The organism is Pseudonocardia tropica, assembly GCF_040105315.1.
GTDB lineage: Bacteria > Actinomycetota > Actinomycetes > Mycobacteriales > Pseudonocardiaceae > Pseudonocardia > Pseudonocardia alni.
Genome location: NZ_JBEDNP010000017.1, coordinates 63,013 through 86,221, shown reverse-complemented (window position 1 = coordinate 86,221; position 23,209 = coordinate 63,013). Strand labels below are relative to the sequence as shown.

The window sequence follows — 23,209 nt, the reverse complement described above, 5'->3', positions numbered from 1 at the left end:
TCAGGTTCCTCTCAGAGCCGTCGGCGAGACTGGCGCCCATGCGCATTCTGGTGGTCGACGACGACAAGGCGGTCCGGGACTCGCTGCGTCGTTCGCTGGCCTTCAACGGCTACCAGGTCGACCTCGCCGAGGACGGCCAGGTCGCGCTGGACAAGATGCTCACCGAGCGGCCGGACGCGCTGGTCCTGGACGTGATGATGCCGCGCGTCGACGGGCTGGAGGTGTGCCGGCGGCTGCGCAGCGCCGGTGACGCGCTCCCGATCCTCGTGCTCACCGCCCGCGACGCGGTGTCCGACCGGGTCGCCGGGCTCGACGCCGGCGCCGACGACTACCTGCCCAAGCCGTTCGCGCTGGAGGAGCTGCTCGCCCGGCTCCGCGCGCTGCTGCGCCGCCGCACCCCCGACGCGGACGACGACGCGGGCACCAGCCCCGCACTCACCTTCGGCGACCTGTCATTGGACCCCGACACCCGCGAGGTGTCCCGCGGCGGACGGCCGATCAGCCTCACCCGCACCGAGTTCTCCCTGCTGGAGCTGCTGCTCGCGCACCCGCGCCGGGTCCTGACCCGCGCCCAGATCCTCGAGCAGGTGTGGGGCTACGACTTCCCGACCAGCGGCAACGCCCTGGAGGTCTACGTCGGCTACCTGCGCCGCAAGACCGAGGCCGAGGGCGAGCCGCGGCTCATCCACACCGTGCGCGGCGTCGGCTACGTCCTGCGGGACACCCCGCCGTGACCCAGCCGCTCCCGCCCGACGAGGAGCGGGCCGAGCGCTGGTGGCGCCGCGGGCCCGCGGCCGAGCCGGACCGCGAGCGGTTCACGCTGCGCGCCCGGATCGGGGTGCTCGCCGCACTCGTCGCCGCCGCGATGGTGCTGCTCGTGTCCGCCGCCGCGTTCCTCGTCGTGCGCCAGAACCTCACCAGCTCGCTGGACGAGACGCTGCGCCAGCGCGCCTACGCCGCGGCGCAGAGCGACCTGATCGACCCGCGGCTGCTCGCCGCGCTCCCGCCCGACGTGCTCGGCGCGGCCGACCTGCACATCGCGCTCGTCTACTCCTCGGGCATCGCGACCTCCGCGGACGAGTCGTCGCGGCCGCCGCTGGGGGACCCGGAGATCGAGGTCGCCCAGGGCGGGCCGACCCAGCCGGGGCGCACCGCGGAACTCGACGGCGTGCCGTACCGGATCGTCGCCGTCCGGGCCGGGGACGGCCGCGCGCTGGTGCTGGCGCAGCGGCTCGACACGATGACCCGGGTGGTGACCCGGATGGGCACCGCGCTGCCGATCGTCGGGCTCGGCGGGGTCGTGCTGGCCGCGCTCGCCGGGGTCGCGGTCGCCCGGACCGGGCTGCGGCCGGTGCTGCGGCTGACCGCGGCGACCGAACGCGTCGCCAAGACCGGTGACCTGCGCCCGATCCCGATCTCCGGGTCCGACGAGCTCGCCCGGCTCACCCAGTCGTTCAACACGATGCTCGGCGCGCTGGCCGCGTCGCGCGAACAGCAGCGCCGGCTCGTCGCCGACGCCGGGCACGAGCTGCGCACCCCGCTGACCTCGCTGCGCACCAACCTGGAGCTGCTCGCCTCCGCCGACCGTCCGGACACCCCCGACCTGCCCGCCCAGGACCGCACCGAGCTGCTCGACGACGTCCGCGCCCAGGTCGAGGAGCTGTCCCATCTCGTCGGGGACCTCGTCGAGCTCGCCCGCGACGACGCCCCGACCATGACCAGCGAGGCCCTGGAGCTCACCGAGATCGTCGACCGCGCCCTGGACCGGGTGAAGCGGCGCGCGGGTGAGGTCGAGTTCGACGTCCACCGCACCCCGTGGATCCTCGACGGCGACGCCAGCGCGCTCGAACGGGCCGTGCTCAACCTGCTCGACAACGCCGTGAAGTGGAGCCCGCCCGGCGGCACGGTGCGGCTGTCGATGGTGCCGATCTCGCCGGAGTGGCTGGTCGTCGAGGTGGCGGACGCGGGTGACGGGATCGCCGCGGAGGACCTGCCGCACGTGTTCGACCGCTTCTACCGGGCCGACACCTCGCGCACCATGCCCGGCTCCGGGCTGGGGCTGTCGATCGTCGCGCAGGCGGCGGCGCGGCACGGGGGGGAGGTGCGGGCCGGGCGCGCCCCGGAGGGCGGCGCGCTGCTCTCGATGGCCCTGCCGGGCCGGTACGTGGCGGAGCCGGACAGCCCATAGCCTGGTGTGACACGACGTGACACAGCGGTGACACGACGGACGGAGACGACGGACGGTGGACGCATGACCCAGGACAACCCGCCCGACGAGCCGACCCGCACCGGAGCGGGGACGTCCGGCGGGGCCTCCGGGGGCGGGGCCGACCGAGACGGCGGGACCCCCGCCACCGCGGGACCGGCCGGGTCCACCGACGACGCCCGGGAGCCGCGGCCGGCGGACGGCGCGGGTTCCTCCGACGGGGCGTCCTCGTCGGCCGGGTCGTCCGTGCCGGGGTCCACGGCCGACGGGGCCACCGCCGGTCCGGACGGCGGCCCGGCCTCCGGGGGCGGTACGGGTGGGTCGGCCGGCCGGGGGGAGTCCTCCCCGGACACGGCGGGCACCGGCGCACCGGGCCCGGACCGCGACACCGCCGTCGACGCCGCCACCGACGCCGCCGCCACCGACGCCGCCACCGACGACGCCGCCACCGACGCCGCTGCCACCGCCGCCGCCGCCACCGACGCCGCCGCCACCGACGCCGCCGCCGCCACCGACGCGGCCGCCGCCACCGACGCGGCCCCGCACCACGACCACGGCCCCGACACCGAGGCCGTCTCCACCCAGGACCCGCCCACCGACCGCTGGGCCGTACCCGCCAACCCGTGGGCCCGCCCCGGCTCCACCGCCGCCGACGCGCCCGTCGGGGGCTCCGACGGCGCCGCGCCCGACCCGGACGCCCCGACCGTCACGGCGACGGCGGACGGCACCCGGGAGGTTCCGGCGCACCAGGACGAGACCGGCGGGGCCGCCGCCCCCGGCGAGCCCGCCCCGCCCCCGTGGGCGGCCGGCGCGCCGCCCGCACCGCGGCGTCCGCCCGGCCGCGGCCGCCGGGGTGTCGTCCTGGTCGCGGCCGGTCTGCTCGTCGCGCTGGTCGCGGGCGCCCTCGGCGGACTGATCGGCGCGCGCCTCGCGGGCGGGTCCGGCGGCACGGCGCCGTCCGGCTCGGTCGAGGCCGTCGCCGAGAAGGTCCTGCCCGCCGTCGTGCAGATCCGCGTCGACGGCGGCGCGGGCAACGTCGGCGACCGCGGCGAGGGGTCCGGCATGATCGTCGGTGACGACGGCCTGATCCTCACCAACAACCACGTCGTCGCCCCGGCGGCCCAGGGCGGCACGCTGCGGGTGGTCCTGCAGGACGGCCGCACCGCCATCGGGACGATCGTCGGGCAGGACCCGCAGTCCGACATCGCACTCGTGCGCACCGACCTGCCGGGCCTCAGCACGGTCGAGCTCGGCGACTCCGACCGCGTCCGGGTCGGTCAGCAGGTCACCGCGTTCGGGTCGCCGCTCGGGCTCGGTGGGTCGGTCACCACCGGCATCGTCTCGGCCGTCGACCGGGCCGTCGGCATCCCCGCCGAGTCGGGCGCGCCCGGGTCGAGCGACACCGTGCTGAACGCGATCCAGACCGACGCCGCGATCAACCCCGGCAACTCCGGGGGCCCGCTGGTGGACTCCGACGGCCGGGTCGTCGGCATCAACTCCGCCATCGCGACGGCCGGGCCGGGCGGCGGCTCGATCGGCGTCGGCTTCTCCATCCCGATCAACCAGGCCCGCCGGATCGCCGACCAGCTGCGCGGCGGCGGCAAGGCCACGCACGCCGTGCTCGGCGTGACCGTCGGCAACGACCCGCAGCTGCGCGGCGCGGTGATCCAGGAGGTCACGCCGGACGGCGCGGCCGCGAAGGCCGGGCTGCGCCTGCAGGAGATCGTCGCCCGGCTCGGCGACCAGCGGATCACCACCGGCACCGACCTGCAGGCCGCGGTGCGGTCGCAGCCGCCGGGCAGCGTCGTCCAGCTGGAGGTCGTCGACGGCGGCGGGGCGACCCGGACCGTCGAGGTGACACTGGGCGAGCAGTGACGGTGCGCCCGGGTGCACGCCGTCCGACCGGACGGGGCCGGGTGGGTGGCGCACATGGCACGTCGTTGACGAGTGAAGAACCGGCGTGATGGGGTGTCCCCGTATTCGGTGGTGCCCCACCGAATACGCCCGGAGCGTCGTGTCGGTGCCGGTCCCCCCTCCCCGCACCGGCACGGCCTCCCCGGGGCCGCGCCCCGGCCGACGCTAGGGTGGCCGCCATGGAGATGTCGGGTCCGCAGATCGGCCGTGCCCTCGTGGTGATCGTCGACGACCGGGTCAGTGCCGGCGAGCGCTCCGACGGCACCGGGCCGCTGGTCACCGAGCTGCTGGAGGAGGCCCACTTCCTCGTCGACGGCGTGGTCTCGGCTCCCGGCGACGTGGTGGCCATCCGCAGCGCGCTGAACACCGCCGTGATCGGCGGCGTCGACCTGGTGGTGACCGTCGGTGGCACGGGCGTGTCGCCCCGCGACGTCACCCCGGACGCCACCACCGGTGTCCTCGACCGCCCGGTGCCGGGGATCGCCGAGGCCATCCGCGCCTCCGGCCTCGCCGCCGGTGCGGTCGACGCCGGGGTGTCCCGCGGGGTCGTCGGCGTCTCCGGCAGCACGCTGGTGGTCAACCTGGCCGCGTCCCGCGCGGCCGTCCGCGACGGCATGGCGACGCTGACCCCGCTCGTCCCGCACGTCATCTCGGAGCTGTCCGGCCTCGACGACTGACCGGTCCCACGGCCGGTCGCACCACCGGTCGCACGACGGAGAACGGGCCCCGGCGGAAGCCGGGGCCCGTCCGTCGTGTGCGGGTCAGTTCGCCGGGGGCACCGGCGGGATGCCGCCGTCGTCCTTGCGCACCGGGGGCACCGGCGGCACCGCGGGCGGCTGCTGCGACGCGGCCGGGTTGCCCTGCGGCTTCAGCGCGTCGCCCCCGGGCGGGGTGGGCGGCACCGGCGGGACGGAGCCGCCGTGGGTGCCGGCGCCCGGAGCGGCCGGGTCGGTGTGCCCGAGGGCGCCCTCGACCTTGCCCTTCACCCCGTCGATCTGCTCCGAGTACTTGCCGCCGGTGGCCTGGTCGACCTTCGCAGCGGCCTTCTCGACGAGCGGGCCCGCCTTCTCCTTGGCCTTCTCCAGGTGCGGGCCGGCCTGCTCGATCGCCCTGTCCAGGTGCGGCTTCGCCTTCTCGATCGCGTTCTCGGCCGCCTCGCGTGCCTTGTCCAGGAACCCCATGAGTGGTCCACCTCTCCTGTCGTCGCCCGGGTACCCGGGCGGATGCGTACGGCTGACCCCATGGTGTCACCCGGACGCGTCGTCGTGGGGCGTCGTGAGCCCGGCACGGCACGGTGACGCGGGATCGGTGTCCACCCGTCGTGCCCGGGCACGGCACCATGGAGCCATGAGCGAGCCCGCGGACCGGATGCGCCGACGGATCGAGGAGATCTTCGGCGACGACCCCTCGACCAGCGCCGACGAGCGGGCCGACCACGGCGCCGCCGACGAGCGCGACACCCCGGACCCCGACCGCTGGTTCACCGAGAACCGCCCCCCGCACCACGGCGGCTGACCGGCCGGGCGCCCGGGGACCGGGCCTGCTCACCGCAGGGTCACCGTCACCTCCCCGGCCAGCGTCGCCGCGGCCACCGCGGTCGCCTCCGCCTCGGGCAGCGCGACCAGCACCAGCGGCCCCGGGTCCGCCCGCGCCCCGGCGGCACCGGGTGCGGGCGGCAGCACCGCCACCACCCCGGCCCGGGCGGCCAGCACACGCGCGCCGTCCGGGCCGCCCGCCACGACGTCCACCCGGGAGCCGGGGGACAGCAGCGCCGCCACCGCCGGGTCGGCCGGACGCAGCGGCACCGCCGAGGCACCCGGCCCGCCGGTGACGACGGCGAGCGCGGACCCGACCAGCCGCAGCTCGCCGATCGGCTCGCCCGCGGTCGCCGGGCCGGCGAGCAGCCGCCCGGCCACGGCGGCGGGCGCGGTCAGGGCGCCGGCGGGGGCGAGGGCGGGCGGCCAGGCGGCCACGACGACGTCGGCCGGGCCCAGCGCCGTGCCGGGGGCGAGGTCACGGGCCGCGACGAGCACCGGGACCCGCTCGTCACCCGCGGCGGGGAGCAGCGCCACCACCACGGCCGCGACCGCGAGGGCGGCGGCCAGCACCCGGCGGGCCAGCAGCACCCGTGACCAGGAGGGCCGCCGCAGCCATCGGTCCCACGGGCGGTCCGCCCGTTGTGTCTGCTCCGCCATGGCAGCCCTCCGCCGTCGTCGTGGTCTCGACGCTAGGGCGGGACACGGCCGTCGACGGGCCGTTCCACCGGCCTGTGGACAACTCGGCCGGTTGTGGACGGATCAGGAGGCGGCGGCCTTCGAGGACGACGTGCTGGACGAGCTCGACGAGGTGCTCGACGACGAGGAGTCCGAGGAGGACGAGGAGCTCGACGAGGACGAGGAGTCCGACGAGGAGTTCGACGCGGAGCTGTCGGACTTCGTCGACTCGGAGGAGGCCCCCGACCCGCTGCTCACCGAGCCGGAGCGGGAGTCGGTGCGGTAGAAGCCGCTGCCCTTGAACACGATGCCCACCGAGGAGAAGACCTTGCGCAGCTTCCCGCCGCAGTTCGGGCAGGTGCTGAGGGCGTCGTCGGAGAACGACTGCACCGCCTCGAAGCGGTGGTCACACGCGGTGCATGCGTACTGGTAGGTCGGCACAACATCCTCCGGACGAACTGGGGCGGTGCCCGCCCGCGGGCTGGCACTCGGCGAGAGCGAGTGCCAGCATACTCCGAGGCGACGGTCGCTCCGACCCGTCCACACGGTCAGGGCGAGAGATGCACCACCCCGTCCCGGGGGAGGACGACCGCCCCCACCGCGACGTCGTGGTCCTCGGCCGGGACGTCGTCGAGCAGCTCGCCGTCGTGCAGCGGGACGACCAGCAGGGCGCCGGGCGCGGCGAGCGCGAGCGTCCGGTCGTAGAAGCCGCCGCCGCGGCCCAGGCGTCGCCCGCGCCGGTCGACGGCCAGCGCGGGCACCACCACCAGGCCGGCCGACGCGAGCGCGGCGGGCCCGAGCCGGGGACCGGTCGGCTCGACGACCCCCAGCGGCCCGGGGGCAAGGTCGTCCGGGCCTCGGTAGACCGTCCAGTCCAGCGGGCCCGGCGCGTCCGGGACCACCGGGGCGAGGACCTCGTGACCGGCGGCGACCAGCGCGTCGGGCAGCGACGGCACACCCGGTCCCGCACCGCCGGGTTCGGTGCCGATCGGCAGGTAGCAGGCCACCGGGCCGGGTGTCGCGGTGGCGAGCGCGCACAGGTGCTCCGACAGCGCGGCGGTCGTCGCGGCCCGGTCGGCGACCGGGCGCCCGCGACGGGCCGCCAGCAGCGTGCGCCGCAGCGACCGCTTGGCGTCAGCGGCTCGTCCACCCTGATCAGGCGACGATCCACCCCTGTCCTCCGCGCGAGCCGTCACGGCTCCAGGCTAGAGCTGTGGCTAGGCTCGCCGACCATGAGCGTGCAGACGTCCAGCGGCACCGGGGCCTTCCGCACCGCCGTCGTCCCGGCGGCGGGTCTGGGCACCCGGTTCCTGCCGACGACCAAGGCCGTGCCGAAGGAACTGCTCCCCGTCGTCGACACGCCCGGGATCGAGCTGGTCGCCGCGGAGGCCGCCGAGGCCGGGGCAGAGCGGCTGCTGGTCGTGACCTCGCCGGGCAAGGACTCGGTCGCGGCCTACTTCCGCACCGACGACGAGCTGGTGAAGACCCTCGAGGGCCGCGGCAAGGGCGAGCTGGCGGACAAGGTCCGCCGCGCCCCCGGCCTGCTCGAGGTCGACTCGGTGTACCAGTACGAGCCCAAGGGCCTCGGCCACGCCGTCGCCCAGGCCGGCCCGGCACTGGCCGACGACGAGCAGGCCGTCGCCGTCCTGCTGCCCGACGACCTGGTCCTCCCGACCGGGGTCCTCGCCCGCATGGCGCAGGTCCGCGAGGAGCGCGGCGGCAGCGTCCTCTGCGCCTTCGACGTACCGCGCGAGCAGATCTCGGCCTACGGCGTCTTCGAGGTCTCCGACACCGGCGACGACGACGTCAAGCAGGTCCACGGGATGGTCGAGAAGCCCGCCCCGGACGAGGCCCCCTCGACCTTCGCCGCGGCCGGTCGCTACCTGCTCGACCGTGCGATCTTCGACGCGCTGGACCGGATCACCCCCGGGGCGGGCGGTGAGCTGCAGCTGACCGACGCCGTCGCGCTGCTGATCTCCGAGGGGCACCCGGTACACGTCGTCGTGCACCGCGGCGGGCGCCACGACCTGGGCAACCCCGCCGGGTACGCGCGGGCCTACGTCGACTTCATGCTGCAGCACCCGGAGTACGGCGAGGACCTGCGGACCTGGCTGAACGAGCGACTGAAGGACTGAGAGTGCGCACGGTCACCGATCACCTGTCCCGCATCCTGGACGTGGCGGTGCGCCCGGCCCCCGTGCGCGTCGCGATCACCGACGCGCAGGGGCTGCGCAGCGCCGAGGAGGTCGTCGCGGCGCGTCCGCTGCCGGTCTTCGACCAGGCCGCGATCGACGGCTACGCGGTGCGCAGCGTCGACGTGGCCGGGGCGACCGACGCCTCCCCGGTCACCGTCCCGGTGGTGGGCGAGATCGCCGCCGGGTCGCGTCAGCCGCTGCGGCTGCAGCCCGGCCAGGCCGTCCGCGTCGCGGCGGGGGCGCCGCTGCCGACCCTCGCCGACGCCGTCGCACCGCTGGGGTGGACCGACGGCGGCACCGCGCGCCTCACGATCCGCCGCGGCGTGCCGTCGGCCGGCTTCGTGCGCCGGGTGGGGGAGGACGTCCAGTCCGGTGACGTCGCCGTCCGCGAGGGCGACGTCGTCGGCTCGGCCCAGGTCGCGATGCTCGCCGCCGCGGGCCGGGACAAGCTGCTGGTGCACCCGCGGCCGCGGGTCTCGGTCGTCTCGGTCGGCGACGAGCTGGTGGAGGTGAGCCGCTCGGCGTCGTCCGGGCAGGTCGCCGACGTCTGCTCGCACGCCGTGGTCGCCGCCGCCCGCGAGGCGGGCGCGGAGACCAACCGGCCCCGTACCGTCGGCGGCAGCGCCGCGGAGATCCGTGGCGCCGTGGAGGACCTGCTGCCGGCGTCGGAGATCGTCGTGGTCTGCGGCGCGGGCGGTGGGACGACCGCGGCCGAGGCCAAGAGCGGGCTGGCCGACCTCGGTGGCATCGACGACACCCGCGTCGCGATGCACCCCGGTTCCGCGCAGGGCTACGGCCGGCTCGGCCCGGACGCCGTGCCGGTGTTCCTGTTCCCGTCGCACCCGGCGACCGCGCTGGTGCTGTTCGAGGTGTTCGTCCGGCCGCTGATCCGGCTGGCGCTGGGCCAGGAGCCGATGCGGCGCACCTGGACCGCCCGGCTGACCTCCCCGATCGTCTCCCCGGCCGGGCGCCGGTCCTACATCCCGGCGCGGCTGCTGCGCTCCGACGACGGCGGCGAGCTGCTCGCCCAGCCGCTCGGTGTGTCGGGCACCCACCTGCTGGCCGTGCTGTCCGAGGTCAACGCGCTGGCGGTCATCGACGAGGACGTGACCGAGATGACCGTCGGTGAGCACGTCGAGCTGGTTCCCCGCGGGCGGAACTGAGCCGCGTGCCGCCGTCCGCCGTCCCCGAACCGCCCGGCGGTCACCCCGGCTGGCCCGCCGTCCTCGGACCGCTGCGGGTGCGCGGGCACGAGGTGGGGCTGCGCCCGGTGCGGCTGCGCGACGGCGGTGACTGGGCCCGGATCCGGGTGCGCGACGAGCAGTTCCTGCGTCCCTGGGAGCCGACGACCTACGGCGGGTGGTCCCGCCGCAACTCCGGGGTGGAGTGGCCCGGCCGCTGGTGGCTGCTGCGCGGGGCCGCCCGGCGCGGGCTGTCGCTGCCGTTCGCGATCACCGTCGACGGCGCGATGGCCGGCCACGTCATGGTCGGCAACGTCGTGCGGGAGCCGCTGCTGTCGGGCTACGTCGGCTACTGGCTCGACTCGACCCTCGGCGGGCGCGGGATCACCACCGCGGCCGTCGCGCTCGTCCTCGACCACTGTTTCGGCCCGGTGCGGCTGCACCGCGTCGAGGCCACGGTCCGCCCGGAGAACGTGGCCAGCATCGCGGTGCTCGCCCGGCTCGGGCTGCGCCGCGAGGGACTGCTGCAGCGCTACCTCGACGTCGACGGCGCCTGGCGCGACCACTACGCCTACGCGGTGACCGCCGAGGAGGTCCCGCCGGGTGGTTTCGCGGCCCGGCTGGTGCGGGACGGACGCGCCTCGAGGGCCTGACCCTGCGCAGCGTCCACACCTCGTCCGATCACTCACCGGAGTCACACGTGTACCGCACGTCCCTGGTTTCGCACCGTCCGTCCGAGGGACCACGGCGCGTCGCGACCCGGGTGCGGACGTCCGCCCGATTACGGTGATCGGTGGTGGCGCGGATCGGGGCCGTTCCACCGGGTGGACTGCGCCGGTCGGGGGAGGAGGCAGCCGTGCCCAGCTCTCTGATCTTCGTGGGTCTGGTCGTGCTCTGGCTGCTGATCCTCGTTCCGACCGTCGCCCGGCGTCAGCAGGAAGTGGCCCGGCTCAGCCCGGCGCTGCTGTCCGGGCGGGTGCTGGAACGTCCCGCGCGGCATCGACACCCGGAGGTTCTTGTGACACAGCGATCCGGTCCGACCACCGTCGGCGAGCTGGCGGAGGCGCGGGACGACGTCCCCGCTCCCCGCGAGCGCTCCGCGGAGACCGAGCAGTACGCCTACGACGACGTCGAGGACACCGAGATCGACGACGAGGGCCGGATCCGCGGCCCCGGGGGCGCCGACCACGACGACCACGACCTCGTCGACCACGACCTCGTCGACCAGGACAACGACGACGCCGCCGACCCCGACGGGCGGGTCCGGTCGGACCGGGAGCGCGACCCCCGGCCCGACGACGACCACGCGCCCGCCGAGCCCGTCGACGCCGACGACGAGTACGGGACCACCGCCGACGGGCGCGACGACGTCGACGCTGTCGACGAGGAGGGCTGGTCCCGCCCGCCGGCCCGCTACCGCCCCGGCCGCGGGGGGTTCGACCCCGAGGCCGCCGCCGCGGCCGCGCACGCCAAGTACGCCTTCCGCCAGCGCGTCGTCCTCGGTCTGCTGGTCCTGCTGATCGCCGCGGGCGCGGCCGCGCTGCTGGTCTCGACGGTGTTCTGGTGGGTCACCGGTGTCGTCGGCGCGGGGCTGGTCGGCTACCTGACCTACCTGCGCCGCCAGGTCCGCATCGAGGAGGGCATCCGGGCCCGCCGCGCCGCGCGCCTGGCCGGCACCCGGCAGTCCCCGGCCGCCGACGACCCCGAGCTCGACGAGTGGGCCCACCGCGGCCGCGACGCCTCCGCCGAGGAGCGGGCCGACGACGAGATCCGCGCGACCGCCGCCCCCACCACCGCGGGTGCCGACGAGGACGACGACTGGACCGCCGACGACGGCGAGCCCACCCGGGTCCGCGGTACCGGCGAGCCGCTGGGCGTGCTCCCGGCCCGCGGACGCACCGTCGAGGGACCCGTCGGGACCGAGCACGAGTCGTCGCTCCCGCGCCTCGCCGCGGCCCCGCCGCCGCCCGTCCCGGCCGGGACGTCGCTGGTCGACGTGGACGCCGAGGAGGAGCCCGACGAGTTCGACACGGGTACCCCCCACCGGCGTGCGGTGGGCGAATAGGGGTCTGTTAGGGTTCCTCAGGTCAGCCCGCGAGGGCGGGCCTGATCCACCTGGGGCTGTAGCGCAGTTGGTAGCGCGTCTCGTTCGCATCGAGAAGGTCAGGGGTTCGATTCCCCTCAGCTCCACCACCACACGGCCGGACCCGACGGGTCCGGCCGTTCGTCGTTCCGGGTCTACGGTCGCCGCATGGTCGACCGCCTCGTCGAGCGCGGCCGCGTGCCGATGCACACCTCCGCCTCGGACGACGGCCTGTGGTCGCTGCGGATGCACCGGGAAATCGCGAGATCCTCTCGTCAATCGTGACGATCTTCGTGGGGCAGCGCCCGCCCCGCCTGGCTCCCCGTGATCGCGCACCGGATACTCGTCCGGGTGACCGAATCCCCTGACGGTCGTCCCCTCGACTCCCCGGATCTGTTCTGCCGCGACTTCGCCGCGGTGCTCGACGCCCGCGGCGTCTCCGTCCGCGAGGCGGCGGAACGCTCGAACTGGAGCAAGAGCGCGATCGGCAACGCCCGCACCGGGCCCCGCCTGCCCCGCGCCGACCTGGTGACGACGGTGCTCGCCGCCGTGGGCGTTCCCGAGCCGGAGGTGCGGGACTGGGCGCGCCGGCACGCGGCGCTGGCCGCGGCCCCCGCAGCACCCGCGTCGCCGGCCACGGCTCCGGCGAGGCTCTCGGCGACCGTCTCCGCGGACGTCGCGGCACCGGCGACGGGAGCGCCCACGGCCCGGGACGCGACGGAGATCCCGGGAACGGGCGGCGCGGTGCCTCCCGCGGCGGCCGGGGCGACGGAACCGGCGAGCGCGGCCGCCGGGGGGACGGAACCGGCGGGCAGCGCGGCCGCCGGGGCGACGGAACCGACGGGCAGCGCGGCCGTCGGGGGGACGGAACCGGCGGGCGCGGCGGACTCGGGCGGACGCACGGTGCGGGCGGTGGTCGTCGCCGTCCTGGTCACGGCCCTGGTCGCGGGCGGTGTCGGCTGGCTGGCCGCCCGGACCCTCGCTGCGCCGGCCGCGGCGGCGGGGCCGACCGTCGTCACGGTCCAGAACAAGGTCGCGCTCGGCGCGGAGGACCTCGTCGAGGACTCCGGGCCCGCCTACCTGTCGTCGCGGGCGATCGCGTTCTGCGGTTCCCGGGGCTGCAAGGAGGACGGCACCGACGTCGTCAGCGGGGCGATGCTGCCCGCCACCTGCACGGTGGTGGGGGAGCGGATGTGGAACTACAACCTCGACTCTCCCGCCGCGCACAACCCGCACCGCGTCGAGTCCGAGCTCTGGTACCGCGTGACCTGGCCCGACGGGCGCTCCGGCTACCTGTCGGAGGTGTACCTGGAGCCGGGGTCCCGTGGTGGGCTCGGACTCCCGGCCTGCAGTTGATGCCACCCTCACGGCTGAGTGAGAGCCCGACCTCACCTGATGGTCCACGACCGCGCCGGTGAGGGGCGCTGCCGTGAAGGTGGCGACGATGGTGCGGGTACGACCAGGACTTCGTGCCGGGGCTCGGCGTCGTCCCCGTCATGACCCGCTCCTGGTTCGACGCCGACTGGGGCGGCGCGCTGTCCTACGGCGGCCCGGACGCGCTGCTCCACGCGATCAACCAGCTGGAACCGCAGCTCGGCGCCGCGACGACCCGCTGACCGCTCAGGCGGTGTGGGTCAGGGTCGCGGCGACCCCGGTCGCCGCGACCAGCACGAGGACCTCCACCGCCGCCCACGCCAGTACCGGCAGGCGCCCGGCGCGCAGCCGGGCCCGCGTCGCGCCGCCCAGCGCGGCGGCGCAGGCCAGCAGCACGACCTTGGTGAGGACGACCGCGCCGTAGGCCGTCGTGACCAGGTCGGCGGGGGAGGACAGCCGCGCGGTGGCGGCGAGCAGCCCGGTCACCCCCAGCACGACGACGGCGGCGAGCGCGAGCCGGGAGAACCGGGGCACCGCGACGGTGCGCACGTCGGCGTCGCGGGCGGTGACCAGCAGCGCGCCGAGCCCGCCCACCCACAGCAGCGCCGCCGCGACGTGGGCGACGACCGCCGGCACCGCGTACGCCGCGACCGTCGACGCCGCGGTGTGTCCGGTCGCCGCGGGCGCCGCCGCGACGACGACCACCACCAGCGCCAGCACCGCGGGCCCCGGACCGGCACCCGGCCGGGCCGGCCGCGACCCGGCGACGCCGACCAGCGCGAGCACCGCGACCAGCGCCACCAGCTGGCCGGTCCCGGCGCGCGGACCGGTCAGGAACCCCAGCAGGTCCGGGCCGCGCACGTCGGCGAGCCCGCGCCCGGACACGACCGCGCCCCGGACGAACGTCTCGACCAGCAGCACCCCGAGCCACAGCGGCGCGACGGTCGTCAGGACCCGGTCGGCGCCGGGCACCCGGTCGGGGGCGAGCAGCGCGACCAGCGCCGCACCGGCCGCGACGACCGCGGCCAGGTCCGCCGCGGCCCGCACGACGGTCTGGGCCAGGTCGAGGGCGACGCCGTCGGGTCCGATGCCACCGGTGGCCCCGGCGACGACGACCGCGGCCCCCACCAGCACCGCGACCCACCCGACGACCGCGGGTGCGGGCTCGCGGACCGAATCGCGGAGGACACCGTCGCCGGCGGAGGTCCCGTCGACGGTCAGGTCCGCGACCGGCGCAGCGCGAACACGGCCCCGGCCCCGATCACGACGACGGCGAGCACCACCCACGGCCAGACCGGGGCGCCGCCGTCGTCGGCCGCGGTGGGGACGGTCTGCGGCGCGGTCTCCGGTGCGTCGGCCGTCGGGGCCCCGGAGGCGGGCGCCGGGGTCGCGGCGGCCGTGCCCGGGCCGGGGGAGGTCAGGGTGAACGGCACCGTGCCCGAGACGGGGTGGCCGTCGTCGGAGACCACCCGGTAGGTGACCGTGTACGCGCCGGCCGCACCGAGCGGACGCAGCGGCACGGTGAGGGTGTCGCCGTCGCCGGTGGCGGGGCCCGCCGCGTAGTCCGTGCCGCCGGGGCCGGCCACCGAGATCGTGGCGTCGGCGGCCGCGATGTCCTCGGAGAAGGTCAGCGACACCGACGTCGGCGCGGCGCCGACCTGCGAGTTCGCGGCGGGACTGCTGGACTCGAGCTCGGTGTGCGCCCAGGCCGGCGCGGCCCCGGCGACGAGGGCGAGGAGCACGGCGGGGAGGGCGACCGCGAGGCGGCGTAGTACGGGGCTCACGCCCGGAGTCGTCGTCGCGCCGCCCGCCGGAGTTCCGGACGTCACCCGGACGGAGCAGCTCCTCAGCGCCAGGACGGCAGCCACAGCTCGGCCTGCCAGTGCGCGGCGGTGATCGGGTCGCCGACCAGGATCGGCCACAGCCACACGAAGTTGACCCCGATCAGCGCCACCCACGTCGCGACGACGAGCAGCCCGTTGCGGCGACGGCGCGCGCTCATCCGCGAGTGGCCCAGCATCTGCCCCATCGCGAGCACGACGCCCAGGACCAGGAACGGCACCACCGGCATCATGTAGAAGAAGTACATCTGCCGGTCGATGTTGAAGAACCACGGGACGAACCCGGCGGCGTAGCCGACGAGCACCGCCGTCCACCGCCAGTCGACCCGGGTCACCGCCCGCCACAGCCCCCAGAGCAGCACCGGGATCGCCGGCCACCACAGCGCCGGGGTGCCGATCAGCATCACCGCGGAGACGCAGTCGGTCTCCCCGCAGCCGGTCGCGTCGTCGGCGTAGCGGTAGAGCATCGGTCGCAGCCCCATCGGCCAGGTCCAGGGCTTGGACTCCCACGGGTGCGCCCCGGCGGACCGGGTCGTCAGGTTCTCGTGGAAGGCGAGGACCTGACCGTGGTAGTACCAGAGCGACCGCAGCGCGTCGGGCACCCAGGCGAACGCCCCGCCGGTGCCGATCTCCCGGCCCACCTGGTGGCGGTCGATCCCGGTCTCGCTGCCGAACCACGCCCACCAGGACCCGACGTAGGTCAGCACCGGGATCAGGACGAGTGCCCACAGCGCGGGGGCGACGTCGCGGACCATCGTCCCCACCCACGGCCGGGCGACCCCGGCGCGGCGGCGCACCGAGACGTCCCACAGCACGCACAGCAGCCCGAACGCCGCGATGTAGTAGACGCCGTTCCACTTCACCGCACACGCCAGGCCGAGCGCGACGCCCGCGGTCAGCCGCCACCAGCGCACACCCCAGCGCGGGCCCCACACGGTGTCACCGACCCGCCCCTGGGCGACGACGTGTGCCATCCGGTCGCGGACGTCGTCGCGGTCGGCGAGCAGCGCGGCGAACGCGGCCACCACGAACAGCGCGGAGAAGACGTCGAGCATCCCCATCCGCGACTGCACGTGCGACAGCCCGTCGGCGCACAGCAGCAGCCCGGCGAGCCCGCCCAGCGCCGTCGAGCGGGTCAGGCGCCGTCCGGCCCGCACGACGAGCAGCACGGTGAGCACCCCGGCCAGCGCGGCCGAGACCCGCCAGCCGACGCCGTCGTAGCCGAAGACCATCTGGCCCAGCGCGATCAGCTGTTTCGCCAGCGGCGGGTGGACGATCTTCTCGTAGCCGGGGTTGCTCTCCACCCCGCCGTTGCGGACCATGTCCCAGGCCTGCGGGACGTAGTGCTTCTCGTCGAACACGGGCGTGCCGCGGTCGGTGGGCTCGCCCAGGTCGTAGAACCGCAGCAGCGCCGCGACGAGCACCACGCCCGCGGTGACCAGCCAGCCCGCCAGCCGGTCCGACGGTGGCGGCGCGCCGAGCCGCGCGGCCGGGCCGGGATCGGCGCGGCGCAGCGGTGGCGGGGTGCCCCGCGGGGTCAGACCGGGTTCGGGTGCCGCTCCGGCGACCCGGCTCCCGGCATCGGCGCTCGTGGTGGCCATCGCGTCCGATCGTAGGCTGGCCGACGTGACTCCCGCCCCCGACTCCACGCCCGACACGGCCACGACGACCGGTCGCCTGGTCCTGGCCGCGACCCCGCTGGGCGACCCGCGGGACGCGTCGCCGCGGCTGCGGGAGCTCATCGCCACCGCCGACGTCATCGCCGCCGAGGACACCCGCCGGTTCCGGACCCTCGCCGCGGCGCTGCCGGCCACCTACACCGGCCGGATCGTCAGCCACTACGACGCCGTCGAGGCCGAGCGGCTGCCCGGCCTGCTGTCCGCGGTCCGCGACGGCGCGACCGTGCTGGTCGTGTCCGACGCCGGCATGCCCGCCGTCTCCGACCCGGGCTACCGGCTCGTCGCCGCGGCCGCCGCGCAGGACCTCCCGGTCACCTGCGCGCCCGGCCCGTCCGCGGTGACCACGGCGCTGGTCCTGTCCGGGCTGCCGTGCGAGCGGTTCTGCTTCGACGGCTTCCCGCCGCGCCGCTCCGGCGAGCGCCGCCGGTGGCTGGAGACCCTGCGCGACGAGCGCCGCGCCGTGGTGTTCTTCGAGTCGCCGCGGCGGACCGCGGACACCCTCGCCGACGCCGTCGCGGTGCTGGGGGAGTCCCGCCGCGCGGCGGTGTGCCGGGAGCTGACCAAGACCCACGAGCAGGTCGTACGCGGCACCCTGGCCGAGCTGCACGCCTGGGCCACCTCCGGCGACGTCCTCGGCGAGGTGACCGTGGTGCTGGCCGGCGCCGAGGCCCGGGAGGCGCCGCCGGTCGAGTCACTGGTCGACGCCGTCCGGGAGCGCACCGACGACGGCGAGCGTCTCAAGGACGCCGTCGCCGCCGTCGCCGAGGCCGCGGGCGTGCCGAAGCGGGACCTCTACAACGCGACCCTCGCCGCCCGGGACTGACGCGGCGGGCGGTCAGGCGGTCGCGGGGGTGCGCGTCGGCAGGGCGCGCATGACCGGCTCGACGTAGCGGGCGGCGATCGGGCCCAGCACCGCCATGATCAGCACGTACGCCGTGGCCAGCGCGGACAGCTCGGCGGGGACGGCCGCGTAGCCGACGGCCAGCCCGGCGATGACGATCGAGAACTCGCCGCGGGCGACGAGTGCGGCCCCGGCGCGGGCCCGGCCCATCCGCCCGATCCGTGCGCGCTTCGCCGCCCACCAGCCCGTCGCGTACTTGGTCGCGGCCGTCGACACGGCGAGCACGAGCGCCCAGCCGAGCACCGGCGGGATGGCCCGCGGGTCGGTCGACAGCCCGAACACCACGAAGAACACCGCGGCGAACAGGTCCCGCAGCGGCTCGAGCAGCTTCGTCGCGTTCTCCGCGGTCGAGCCGGAGACGGCGATGCCCAGCAGGAACGCGCCCACCGCCGCGGACACCTGCATGGCCTGGGCGAACCCGGCGACCAGCAGCGCGGCGCCGAGCACCTTGAGCAGGAACACCTCGCGGTCGTCGGAGTCGACGACGGCCGAGACGTAGCGGCCGTAGCGCAGGGCCACGACCAGCACCACCGAGATCACCGCGAGCGACACCGCGACCGCACTGATCCCGCCCCAGAGCGTCACGCCGAGCAGCAGCGCGGTGAGGATCGGCAGGTACAGCGCCATCACCAGGTCCTCGAAGACCAGCACCGACAGCACCACCGGGGTCTCCCGGTTGCCGAGCCGGCCCAGGTCCGACAGCACCTTCGCGACGATCCCGGAGGAGGAGATGTAGGTGACCCCGCCCAGCACCATCGCCCCGACCGCGCCCCAGCCCAGGATCAGCGCGACGGCGACGCCGGGCGCGGAGTTGAGCACGATGTCCACGATCCCGGCCGTCCAGGACCGGCGCAGCCCGGTGACCAGCTCGACCGCGGAGTACTCGAGCCCGAGCAGCAGGAGCAGCAGGACGACGCCGACCTCGCCGGCCAGCGAGGTGAAGTCGCCGATGTCGCCCAGCGGGACGACGCCGCCCGCGCCGAACGCGAGGCCGCCGAGCAGGTAGAGCGGGATGGGGGACAGGCCGATCCGCTGGGCGAGCCTGCCGAGCAGGCCGAGCCCGAAGAAGACGGCGCCGAGTTCGAGCAGTTCGAGTGCGGTGTGGTCCACGACTACCGGGCGGCCTCAGCCGCGCGCGAGGATGTCGGCGGCCTGCTCCAGCTTCTCGGCCGTCCCGACGGCGATCACGATGTCCCCGGCCGCCAGCACGTGGTCCGGCGTCGGCGACGGGATCACCTGGCCCGCGCGCATGATCGCGACCACCGACACCTGGGTCCGGGTGCGCAGCGCGGTGTCGCCGAGCGGGCGGCCGTCGAACGGGCCGTTCAGCTTGATCGGCATCTTGCGGGTGGTGATGCCCGGGAGGTCGGCCTGCTCGTCCTTCAGCTGGTTGACCAGCTGCGGGGCGCCGAGCAGGTTCGCCAGGGCGCCCGCCTCCTCGACGGTCAGCGGCAGCTCCGCGACGCAGGCGTCCGGGTCGTCGGCACGGGAGAGGATCAGGTCGATCTTCCCGTCGCGGTGCGCGATGACCCCGACCCGGCGGCCGCTGCGCAGCTCGATCTCCTTCCGCACCCCGATCCCGGGGAGCGGCGTCACGTCGACGTTCACCCCCGCAACGGTACGCTGCGCACACCGGCCGGCGGAAACACGCTCGTGACCGGCGCCGCCGAATGACCGGCCACGCCCGGGGGTAGCCGGGGATCATGCCTTCGGACCTGCCCCCGCACGTGATCGTGCTGTTCGGCGCCACCGGCGATCTGGCGAGGCGCAAGCTCTTCCCGGGTCTGCTCCACCTGCAGAACGAGGGGCTGCTCCCCGGGGACTTCCGGGTCATCGGGTCCGGGCGGCACTCGCCCGGCTCCGACGAGGAGTTCCGCGACCGCATCCGCGGCGCCCTGTCCGACGACACCGGCTGGGACGACTTCGCGCCGCGGCTGAGCTTCGTGGTCTCCGACGCCGACGACGGCGCCGACCTCGCCGACGCGGTGCGGCGCGCCGAGAAGGACCTCGGCTCCGACGACGTGCGGCGGCTCGTCTACCTCTCCGTGCCGCCGACCGCGATGACCCCGATGGTCGCGATGCTGGGGGAGACCGGCATCGCCGAGCGCTCCCGGCTGGTGCTGGAGAAGCCGTTCGGCACCGACCTGGGGTCCGCGAAGGAGCTGAACGCGGGCCTGAAGGACGTCTACGACGAGGCCGACATCTTCCGCATCGACCACTTCCTCGGCAAGGAGTCGGTGCAGAACATCCTCGCGCTGCGCTTCGCCAACGGTCTGTTCGAGCCGGTGTGGAACCGCCAGAACATCCGCTACGTGCAGATCGACGTCCCCGAGGAGATCGGGATCGAGGGCCGGGCGTCGTTCATGGAGTCCACCGGCACGTTCCGCGACATGATCTCCACGCACCTGTTCCAGATCCTCGGGTTCGTCGCGCTGGAGCCGCCGTACGAGATCACGCCGGACGCGCTGCACGCGGAGAAGGCGAAGGTGTTCCACTCGATCCGGCCGCTCGACCCGTCGCGGGTGGTGTTCGGCCGCTACGCCTCCTACCGCGACGAGGAGGGCGTCGCCGACGACTCGGAGTCCGAGACGTTCGTCGCGCTGGAGACCTACGTGGACAACTGGCGCTGGTTCGGCGTCCCGTTCTTCCTGCGCACCGGCAAGGCGATGGGCGCGACCCGGCGCACCGTGACGATCGGCTTCGACGAGCCGGCGCTGACCATGTTCCCGGGCGGGTCGTTCACGGACGAGAGGAGCGCAGGCGGAACGAGCGTCGGCGCCGTCGCGCAGGACGGGCCGCCCACCGAGCTCGTGATCGAGCTGGCCGATCAGGTGTCGGCCGAGCTCGACGTCCGCGCGAAGGTCCCCGGCCCGGAGCTGAAGGTCGGCCGCGGCCGGATGCGGCTGGACCTCGACAGCGTCGGTGACCCCGACGACGCGCTGGAGGCCTACGAGCGGCTGCTCCTGGACGTCATGAAGGGCGACCGCACGCTGTTCACCACCACCGAGGAGGTCGAGCGGCTCTGGGAGCTGTGCGACCCGGTGCTCGCCGACCCGCCGCGGACGCAGACCTACTCCGACGGGTCCTGGGGCCCGCAGGACGCGCTCGACCTGCCCGGCCCGCGCGGCTGGCGGGTGCCGGAGTGAGCCCCGCTGCGGGCGGCTCGCGGGGTGGGCGCCACGGCGCTGCGGACCGTTACCTGCCGATCGCCGAGCACGGGATCATCGGCGACCTGCGCTCCGCGGCACTCGTCGGCACCGACGGCACCGTCGACTGGTTCTGCCCGGGCCGGTTCGACGCGCCCAGCGTGTTCGCCTCGTTGCTCGACGCCGACCGCGGCGGGCACTGGAGGCTCGCGCCGTGCGTCGACGAGACCGAGCTCGCCAGCCAGCAGCAGTTCTACTACCCCGACTCGAACATCCTCATCACCCGCTTCCTCACCGCCGACGGCATCGTCGAGGTGCAGGACCTCATGGTGGTGCTGCGCCCGCACGACCCCGACCACCGCCAGCGGCTCGTCCGCCGGGTGACCGGGGTCCGCGGGTCGGTGCCGATGACCGTCGAGGTGGTCCCGCGACCCGACTACGCCCGGGAGACCCCGAAGGTCGAGAGCGCGGGCGCCGGCATCCGGTTCACCGGCAGCGGTGTCACCCTGGACCTGACGTCGTCGGTGGAGCTGGAGATCACCGACCACGCCGCGGGCGCGGGGTTCCGCACCGCCGAGGGGCGCACCGAGGTGTTCGTGCTGGAGGTGGACGCGACCGGGGAGCCCACCACCTGCGACGACGCCGCGGAGGCCCTGTTCACCGGGACCGTCGCGTTCTGGAAGGACTGGCTGGCGCACTCGTCGTACACCGGGCGGTGGCGCGAGCGCGTCCACCGCTCCGCGCTCACCCTCAAGCTGCTCACCCACGAGCCGACCGGCGCGGTGATCGCGTCGCCGACGATGGGGCTGCCCGAGCAGCTGGGCGGCGAGCGGAACTGGGACTACCGCTACGTCTGGATGCGCGACGCCGCGTTCACCCTCTACGCGCTGCTGCGGCTCGGATTCACCGAGGAGGCGGGCGCGTTCATCGGCTGGCTGTCGGGCCGGTTCGGTACACGACAGCAGGGGGCGCAGGGCCCGCTGCGCGTCATGTACACGATCGACGGCGACGAGACCCCCGACGAGGTCGAGCTCGACCACCTCGACGGCTACCGCGGCTCGCGCCCGGTGCTGGCCGGCAACGGGGCGTCGGCGCAGCTGCAGCTCGACATCTACGGCGAGATCATCGACTCGGTCTACCTGTACGACAAGTACGGCGACGGCGTCGGCCACGAGGACTGGACGAACCTCTGCACCATCCTCGACTGGCTGCGCGAGCACTGGGACTCGCCGGACGAGGGCATCTGGGAGACCCGGGCGGGCCGCCAGGACCACGTGTTCTCCCGGCTCATGTGCTGGGTCGCGGTCGAGCGGATGATCCGGATGGCGCGTCGGCGCGGCCTGCCCGGCGACGTCGGTTCCTGGACCACCACCCGCGACGAGATCTACCACCAGATCATGGACCGCGGCTGGGACCCCGACGTGCCGCCGCGCGGGTCGTTCGTGCAGCGCTACGGCGCGACCACGCTGGACGCGTCGGTGCTGCTCATGCCGATGGTGAAGTTCTGCGCGCCCACCGAGCCGCGGTTCCTGGCGACCCTGGACGCGATCAACGACGACCTCGTCGTCGACACCCTGGTGTTCCGCTACGACGTCGAGGACTCACCGGACGGTCTCGACGGCGAGGAGGGCACGTTCTCGATGTGCTCGTTCTGGAACGTCGAGGCGATGACGCGGGCCGGACGCCTGGAACAGGCCCGGATCGCGCTGGAGAAGATGTTCTCCTACGGCAACCACCTGGGTCTCTACGCCGAGGAGATCGGCCTGACCGGGGAGCAGCTGGGCAACTTCCCGCAGGCCTTCACCCACCTGTCGCTGATCAGCTCCGCGATCAACCTGGACCGGGCGCTGGGGTGAGACCGCTCAGCGGGTGAACAGGCAGGACTCGTAGAGCCGGACCCCGTGGCCCAGGGCCTGCTCCCGGGTCACGGGGCTGTCCGGGTCCAGCCAGGCCAGCACGATCTCGCCCATCCCGCCGAGGCAGAAGTGCCCGGCGACGCGCAGGTCGTCGGGCTCGATCCGGCTGTCGACGGCGCCGCTGACCATCAGCTCGGCGAAACCGCGGTTGGCACTGCGGCGGCGTGCGACGAGCTCGGGGCAGCCGATCGCGTCGACCAGCACGACGACCCGTCGCGGGTCGGCGGCGACGTCGTCGAACCAGGCCGTCAGCGCGGCCCGGATCCGGGCCGCCGGGTTCGGGGCGGCGGCCTGCACCGCGGCCAACGTCGTGGCGGCGCGCTCGTCGACGATGTGGTCGAACACCGCGCAGCCCAGCTCGACGTCGGAGCCGAACTCGTCGGCCCCGGTCGCGGGCAGCCCGGCCCGTTCCGCGGCCGAGGAGGGGTCGATGGCGGACCAGCCGCCGTCCGCCCACTGCTGCAGGGCCGCGTCGAGGAGGGCCTCGCGGTCCCGTTCACCCCGGTCCATGGGCGTCACTATGGCACCGGAGGCGGGGCGGACCCCGGTTTCGGGGTCCT

The 23,209-nt window shown here is 75.4% G+C and carries 23 protein-coding genes and 1 tRNA gene; 14 read left to right on the top strand and 10 right to left on the bottom strand.

All coding sequences use genetic code 11. The annotated features are described in order from the left end of the window. Positions 1 to 38 precede the first annotated feature (38 nt). The 4 genes from WHI96_RS23295 (at position 39) to WHI96_RS23280 (ending at position 4,797) form a co-directional block, all read left to right on the top strand. Positions 39 to 734: a response regulator transcription factor gene (locus WHI96_RS23295; protein ID WP_345649998.1), complete on the top strand. Its 696-nt coding sequence runs from the start codon at positions 39 to 41 to the stop codon at positions 732 to 734. Further along, entirely contained in the window at positions 731 to 2,188 is a 1,458-nt protein-coding gene (locus WHI96_RS23290; RefSeq protein WP_345650001.1) for a sensor histidine kinase, read from the top strand. The genes WHI96_RS23295 and WHI96_RS23290 overlap by 4 nt, the downstream gene beginning before the upstream one ends. A 63-nt stretch (positions 2,189 to 2,251) precedes the next feature. Then, positions 2,252 to 4,081, top strand: coding sequence for a S1C family serine protease (locus WHI96_RS23285; RefSeq protein ID WP_345650004.1), 1,830 nt, complete (start codon positions 2,252 to 2,254; stop codon positions 4,079 to 4,081). 224 nt (positions 4,082 to 4,305) lie between these two features. Continuing rightward, the gene (locus tag WHI96_RS23280) at positions 4,306 to 4,797 is read left to right on the top strand and encodes a MogA/MoaB family molybdenum cofactor biosynthesis protein (RefSeq protein ID WP_373324192.1); all 492 of its coding nucleotides are present in this window, start codon (positions 4,306 to 4,308) and stop codon (positions 4,795 to 4,797) included. Positions 4,798 to 4,881: 84 nt separating this feature from the next. On the opposite strand, the gene WHI96_RS23275 is transcribed toward WHI96_RS23280, so the two are convergent. Next, positions 4,882 to 5,301 carry an antitoxin gene (locus tag WHI96_RS23275; protein WP_345650007.1) on the bottom strand — a complete coding sequence of 140 codons (420 nt, stop codon included), beginning with the start codon at positions 5,299 to 5,301 and terminating at the stop codon, positions 4,882 to 4,884. Positions 5,302 to 5,467: 166 nt separating this feature from the next. On the opposite strand from WHI96_RS23275, the gene WHI96_RS23270 reads away from it, so the two are divergent. Next, positions 5,468 to 5,635: a hypothetical protein gene (locus WHI96_RS23270; RefSeq protein WP_345650010.1), complete on the top strand. Its 168-nt coding sequence runs from the start codon at positions 5,468 to 5,470 to the stop codon at positions 5,633 to 5,635. 29 nt (positions 5,636 to 5,664) lie between these two features. Here the strand turns inward: WHI96_RS23270 and WHI96_RS23265 are convergent, their stop codons facing one another. From WHI96_RS23265 to WHI96_RS23255, 3 genes are all read right to left on the bottom strand, one after another. After that, positions 5,665 to 6,315, bottom strand: a complete 651-nt coding sequence (locus WHI96_RS23265; RefSeq protein WP_345650013.1) for an SAF domain-containing protein — start codon at positions 6,313 to 6,315, stop codon at positions 5,665 to 5,667. Between the two features lie 102 nt (positions 6,316 to 6,417). Continuing rightward, on the bottom strand, positions 6,418 to 6,774 hold the full coding sequence (locus tag WHI96_RS23260; RefSeq protein ID WP_345650016.1) for an FmdB family zinc ribbon protein: 357 nt from the start codon (positions 6,772 to 6,774) through the stop codon (positions 6,418 to 6,420). A gap of 107 nt (positions 6,775 to 6,881) precedes the next feature. Then, complete coding sequence (locus tag WHI96_RS23255; protein WP_345650019.1) at positions 6,882 to 7,529, bottom strand: 5-formyltetrahydrofolate cyclo-ligase; 648 nt, start codon at positions 7,527 to 7,529, stop codon at positions 6,882 to 6,884. A 36-nt stretch (positions 7,530 to 7,565) separates the two neighbouring features. Between WHI96_RS23255 and WHI96_RS23250 the strand changes: the two genes are divergently transcribed. The 6 genes from WHI96_RS23250 (at position 7,566) to WHI96_RS23225 (ending at position 13,148) form a co-directional block, all read left to right on the top strand. Next, complete coding sequence (locus tag WHI96_RS23250) at positions 7,566 to 8,468, top strand: UTP--glucose-1-phosphate uridylyltransferase (RefSeq protein ID WP_345650022.1); 903 nt, start codon at positions 7,566 to 7,568, stop codon at positions 8,466 to 8,468. A gap of 2 nt (positions 8,469 to 8,470) precedes the next feature. After that, complete coding sequence (glp, locus tag WHI96_RS23245; protein WP_100879581.1) at positions 8,471 to 9,691, top strand: molybdotransferase-like divisome protein Glp; 1,221 nt, start codon at positions 8,471 to 8,473, stop codon at positions 9,689 to 9,691. Between the two features lie 5 nt (positions 9,692 to 9,696). Continuing rightward, positions 9,697 to 10,362, top strand: a complete 666-nt coding sequence (locus WHI96_RS23240) for a GNAT family N-acetyltransferase (RefSeq protein WP_062400178.1) — start codon at positions 9,697 to 9,699, stop codon at positions 10,360 to 10,362. 203 nt (positions 10,363 to 10,565) lie between these two features. Continuing rightward, on the top strand, positions 10,566 to 11,774 hold the full coding sequence (gene sepX / locus WHI96_RS23235) for a divisome protein SepX/GlpR (RefSeq protein WP_345650029.1): 1,209 nt from the start codon (positions 10,566 to 10,568) through the stop codon (positions 11,772 to 11,774). Positions 11,775 to 11,826: 52 nt separating this feature from the next. Next, positions 11,827 to 11,902 (top strand) — tRNA-Ala (locus WHI96_RS23230). 241 nt (positions 11,903 to 12,143) lie between these two features. Beyond that, positions 12,144 to 13,148, top strand: a complete 1,005-nt coding sequence (locus WHI96_RS23225; RefSeq protein ID WP_345650032.1) for a helix-turn-helix domain-containing protein — start codon at positions 12,144 to 12,146, stop codon at positions 13,146 to 13,148. A 264-nt stretch (positions 13,149 to 13,412) separates the two neighbouring features. Here WHI96_RS23225 and WHI96_RS23220 read toward each other — a convergent pair whose 3' ends face one another. The 3 genes from WHI96_RS23220 to WHI96_RS23210 all read right to left on the bottom strand — a co-directional run bounded on the left by WHI96_RS23220 (position 13,413) and on the right by WHI96_RS23210 (position 16,608). Beyond that, the gene (locus tag WHI96_RS23220; protein ID WP_345650035.1) at positions 13,413 to 14,300 is read right to left on the bottom strand and encodes a CopD family protein; all 888 of its coding nucleotides are present in this window, start codon (positions 14,298 to 14,300) and stop codon (positions 13,413 to 13,415) included. A gap of 83 nt (positions 14,301 to 14,383) precedes the next feature. After that, positions 14,384 to 14,950, bottom strand: a complete 567-nt coding sequence (locus WHI96_RS23215; RefSeq protein ID WP_345650038.1) for a copper resistance CopC family protein — start codon at positions 14,948 to 14,950, stop codon at positions 14,384 to 14,386. Between the two features lie 62 nt (positions 14,951 to 15,012). After that, positions 15,013 to 16,608 carry a dolichyl-phosphate-mannose--protein mannosyltransferase gene (locus tag WHI96_RS23210; RefSeq protein WP_345650041.1) on the bottom strand — a complete coding sequence of 532 codons (1,596 nt, stop codon included), beginning with the start codon at positions 16,606 to 16,608 and terminating at the stop codon, positions 15,013 to 15,015. A 25-nt stretch (positions 16,609 to 16,633) separates the two neighbouring features. Between WHI96_RS23210 and rsmI the strand changes: the two genes are divergently transcribed. Beyond that, complete coding sequence (gene rsmI / locus WHI96_RS23205; protein ID WP_345650044.1) at positions 16,634 to 17,509, top strand: 16S rRNA (cytidine(1402)-2'-O)-methyltransferase; 876 nt, start codon at positions 16,634 to 16,636, stop codon at positions 17,507 to 17,509. 12 nt (positions 17,510 to 17,521) lie between these two features. Here rsmI and WHI96_RS23200 read toward each other — a convergent pair whose 3' ends face one another. Both WHI96_RS23200 and WHI96_RS23195 read right to left on the bottom strand, forming a co-directional pair. Next, positions 17,522 to 18,697 carry a cation:proton antiporter gene (locus tag WHI96_RS23200; protein ID WP_345650047.1) on the bottom strand — a complete coding sequence of 392 codons (1,176 nt, stop codon included), beginning with the start codon at positions 18,695 to 18,697 and terminating at the stop codon, positions 17,522 to 17,524. A gap of 15 nt (positions 18,698 to 18,712) precedes the next feature. Next, positions 18,713 to 19,195, bottom strand: a complete 483-nt coding sequence (locus tag WHI96_RS23195) for a cation:proton antiporter regulatory subunit (RefSeq protein ID WP_345650050.1) — start codon at positions 19,193 to 19,195, stop codon at positions 18,713 to 18,715. A 95-nt stretch (positions 19,196 to 19,290) separates the two neighbouring features. Here WHI96_RS23195 and zwf point away from each other — a divergent pair, with 95 nt between their 5' ends. Together zwf and WHI96_RS23185 are read left to right on the top strand one after the other, a co-directional pair. Beyond that, complete coding sequence (zwf, locus tag WHI96_RS23190) at positions 19,291 to 20,733, top strand: glucose-6-phosphate dehydrogenase (RefSeq protein ID WP_345650053.1); 1,443 nt, start codon at positions 19,291 to 19,293, stop codon at positions 20,731 to 20,733. Next, entirely contained in the window at positions 20,730 to 22,589 is a 1,860-nt protein-coding gene (locus tag WHI96_RS23185) for a glycoside hydrolase family 15 protein (RefSeq protein ID WP_345650056.1), read from the top strand. Before zwf ends, WHI96_RS23185 begins: the two co-directional genes overlap by 4 nt. Positions 22,590 to 22,595: 6 nt before the next feature. On the opposite strand, the gene WHI96_RS23180 is transcribed toward WHI96_RS23185, so the two are convergent. Then, positions 22,596 to 23,159: a TetR/AcrR family transcriptional regulator gene (locus tag WHI96_RS23180; RefSeq protein WP_345650059.1), complete on the bottom strand. Its 564-nt coding sequence runs from the start codon at positions 23,157 to 23,159 to the stop codon at positions 22,596 to 22,598. Positions 23,160 to 23,209 lie beyond the last annotated feature (50 nt).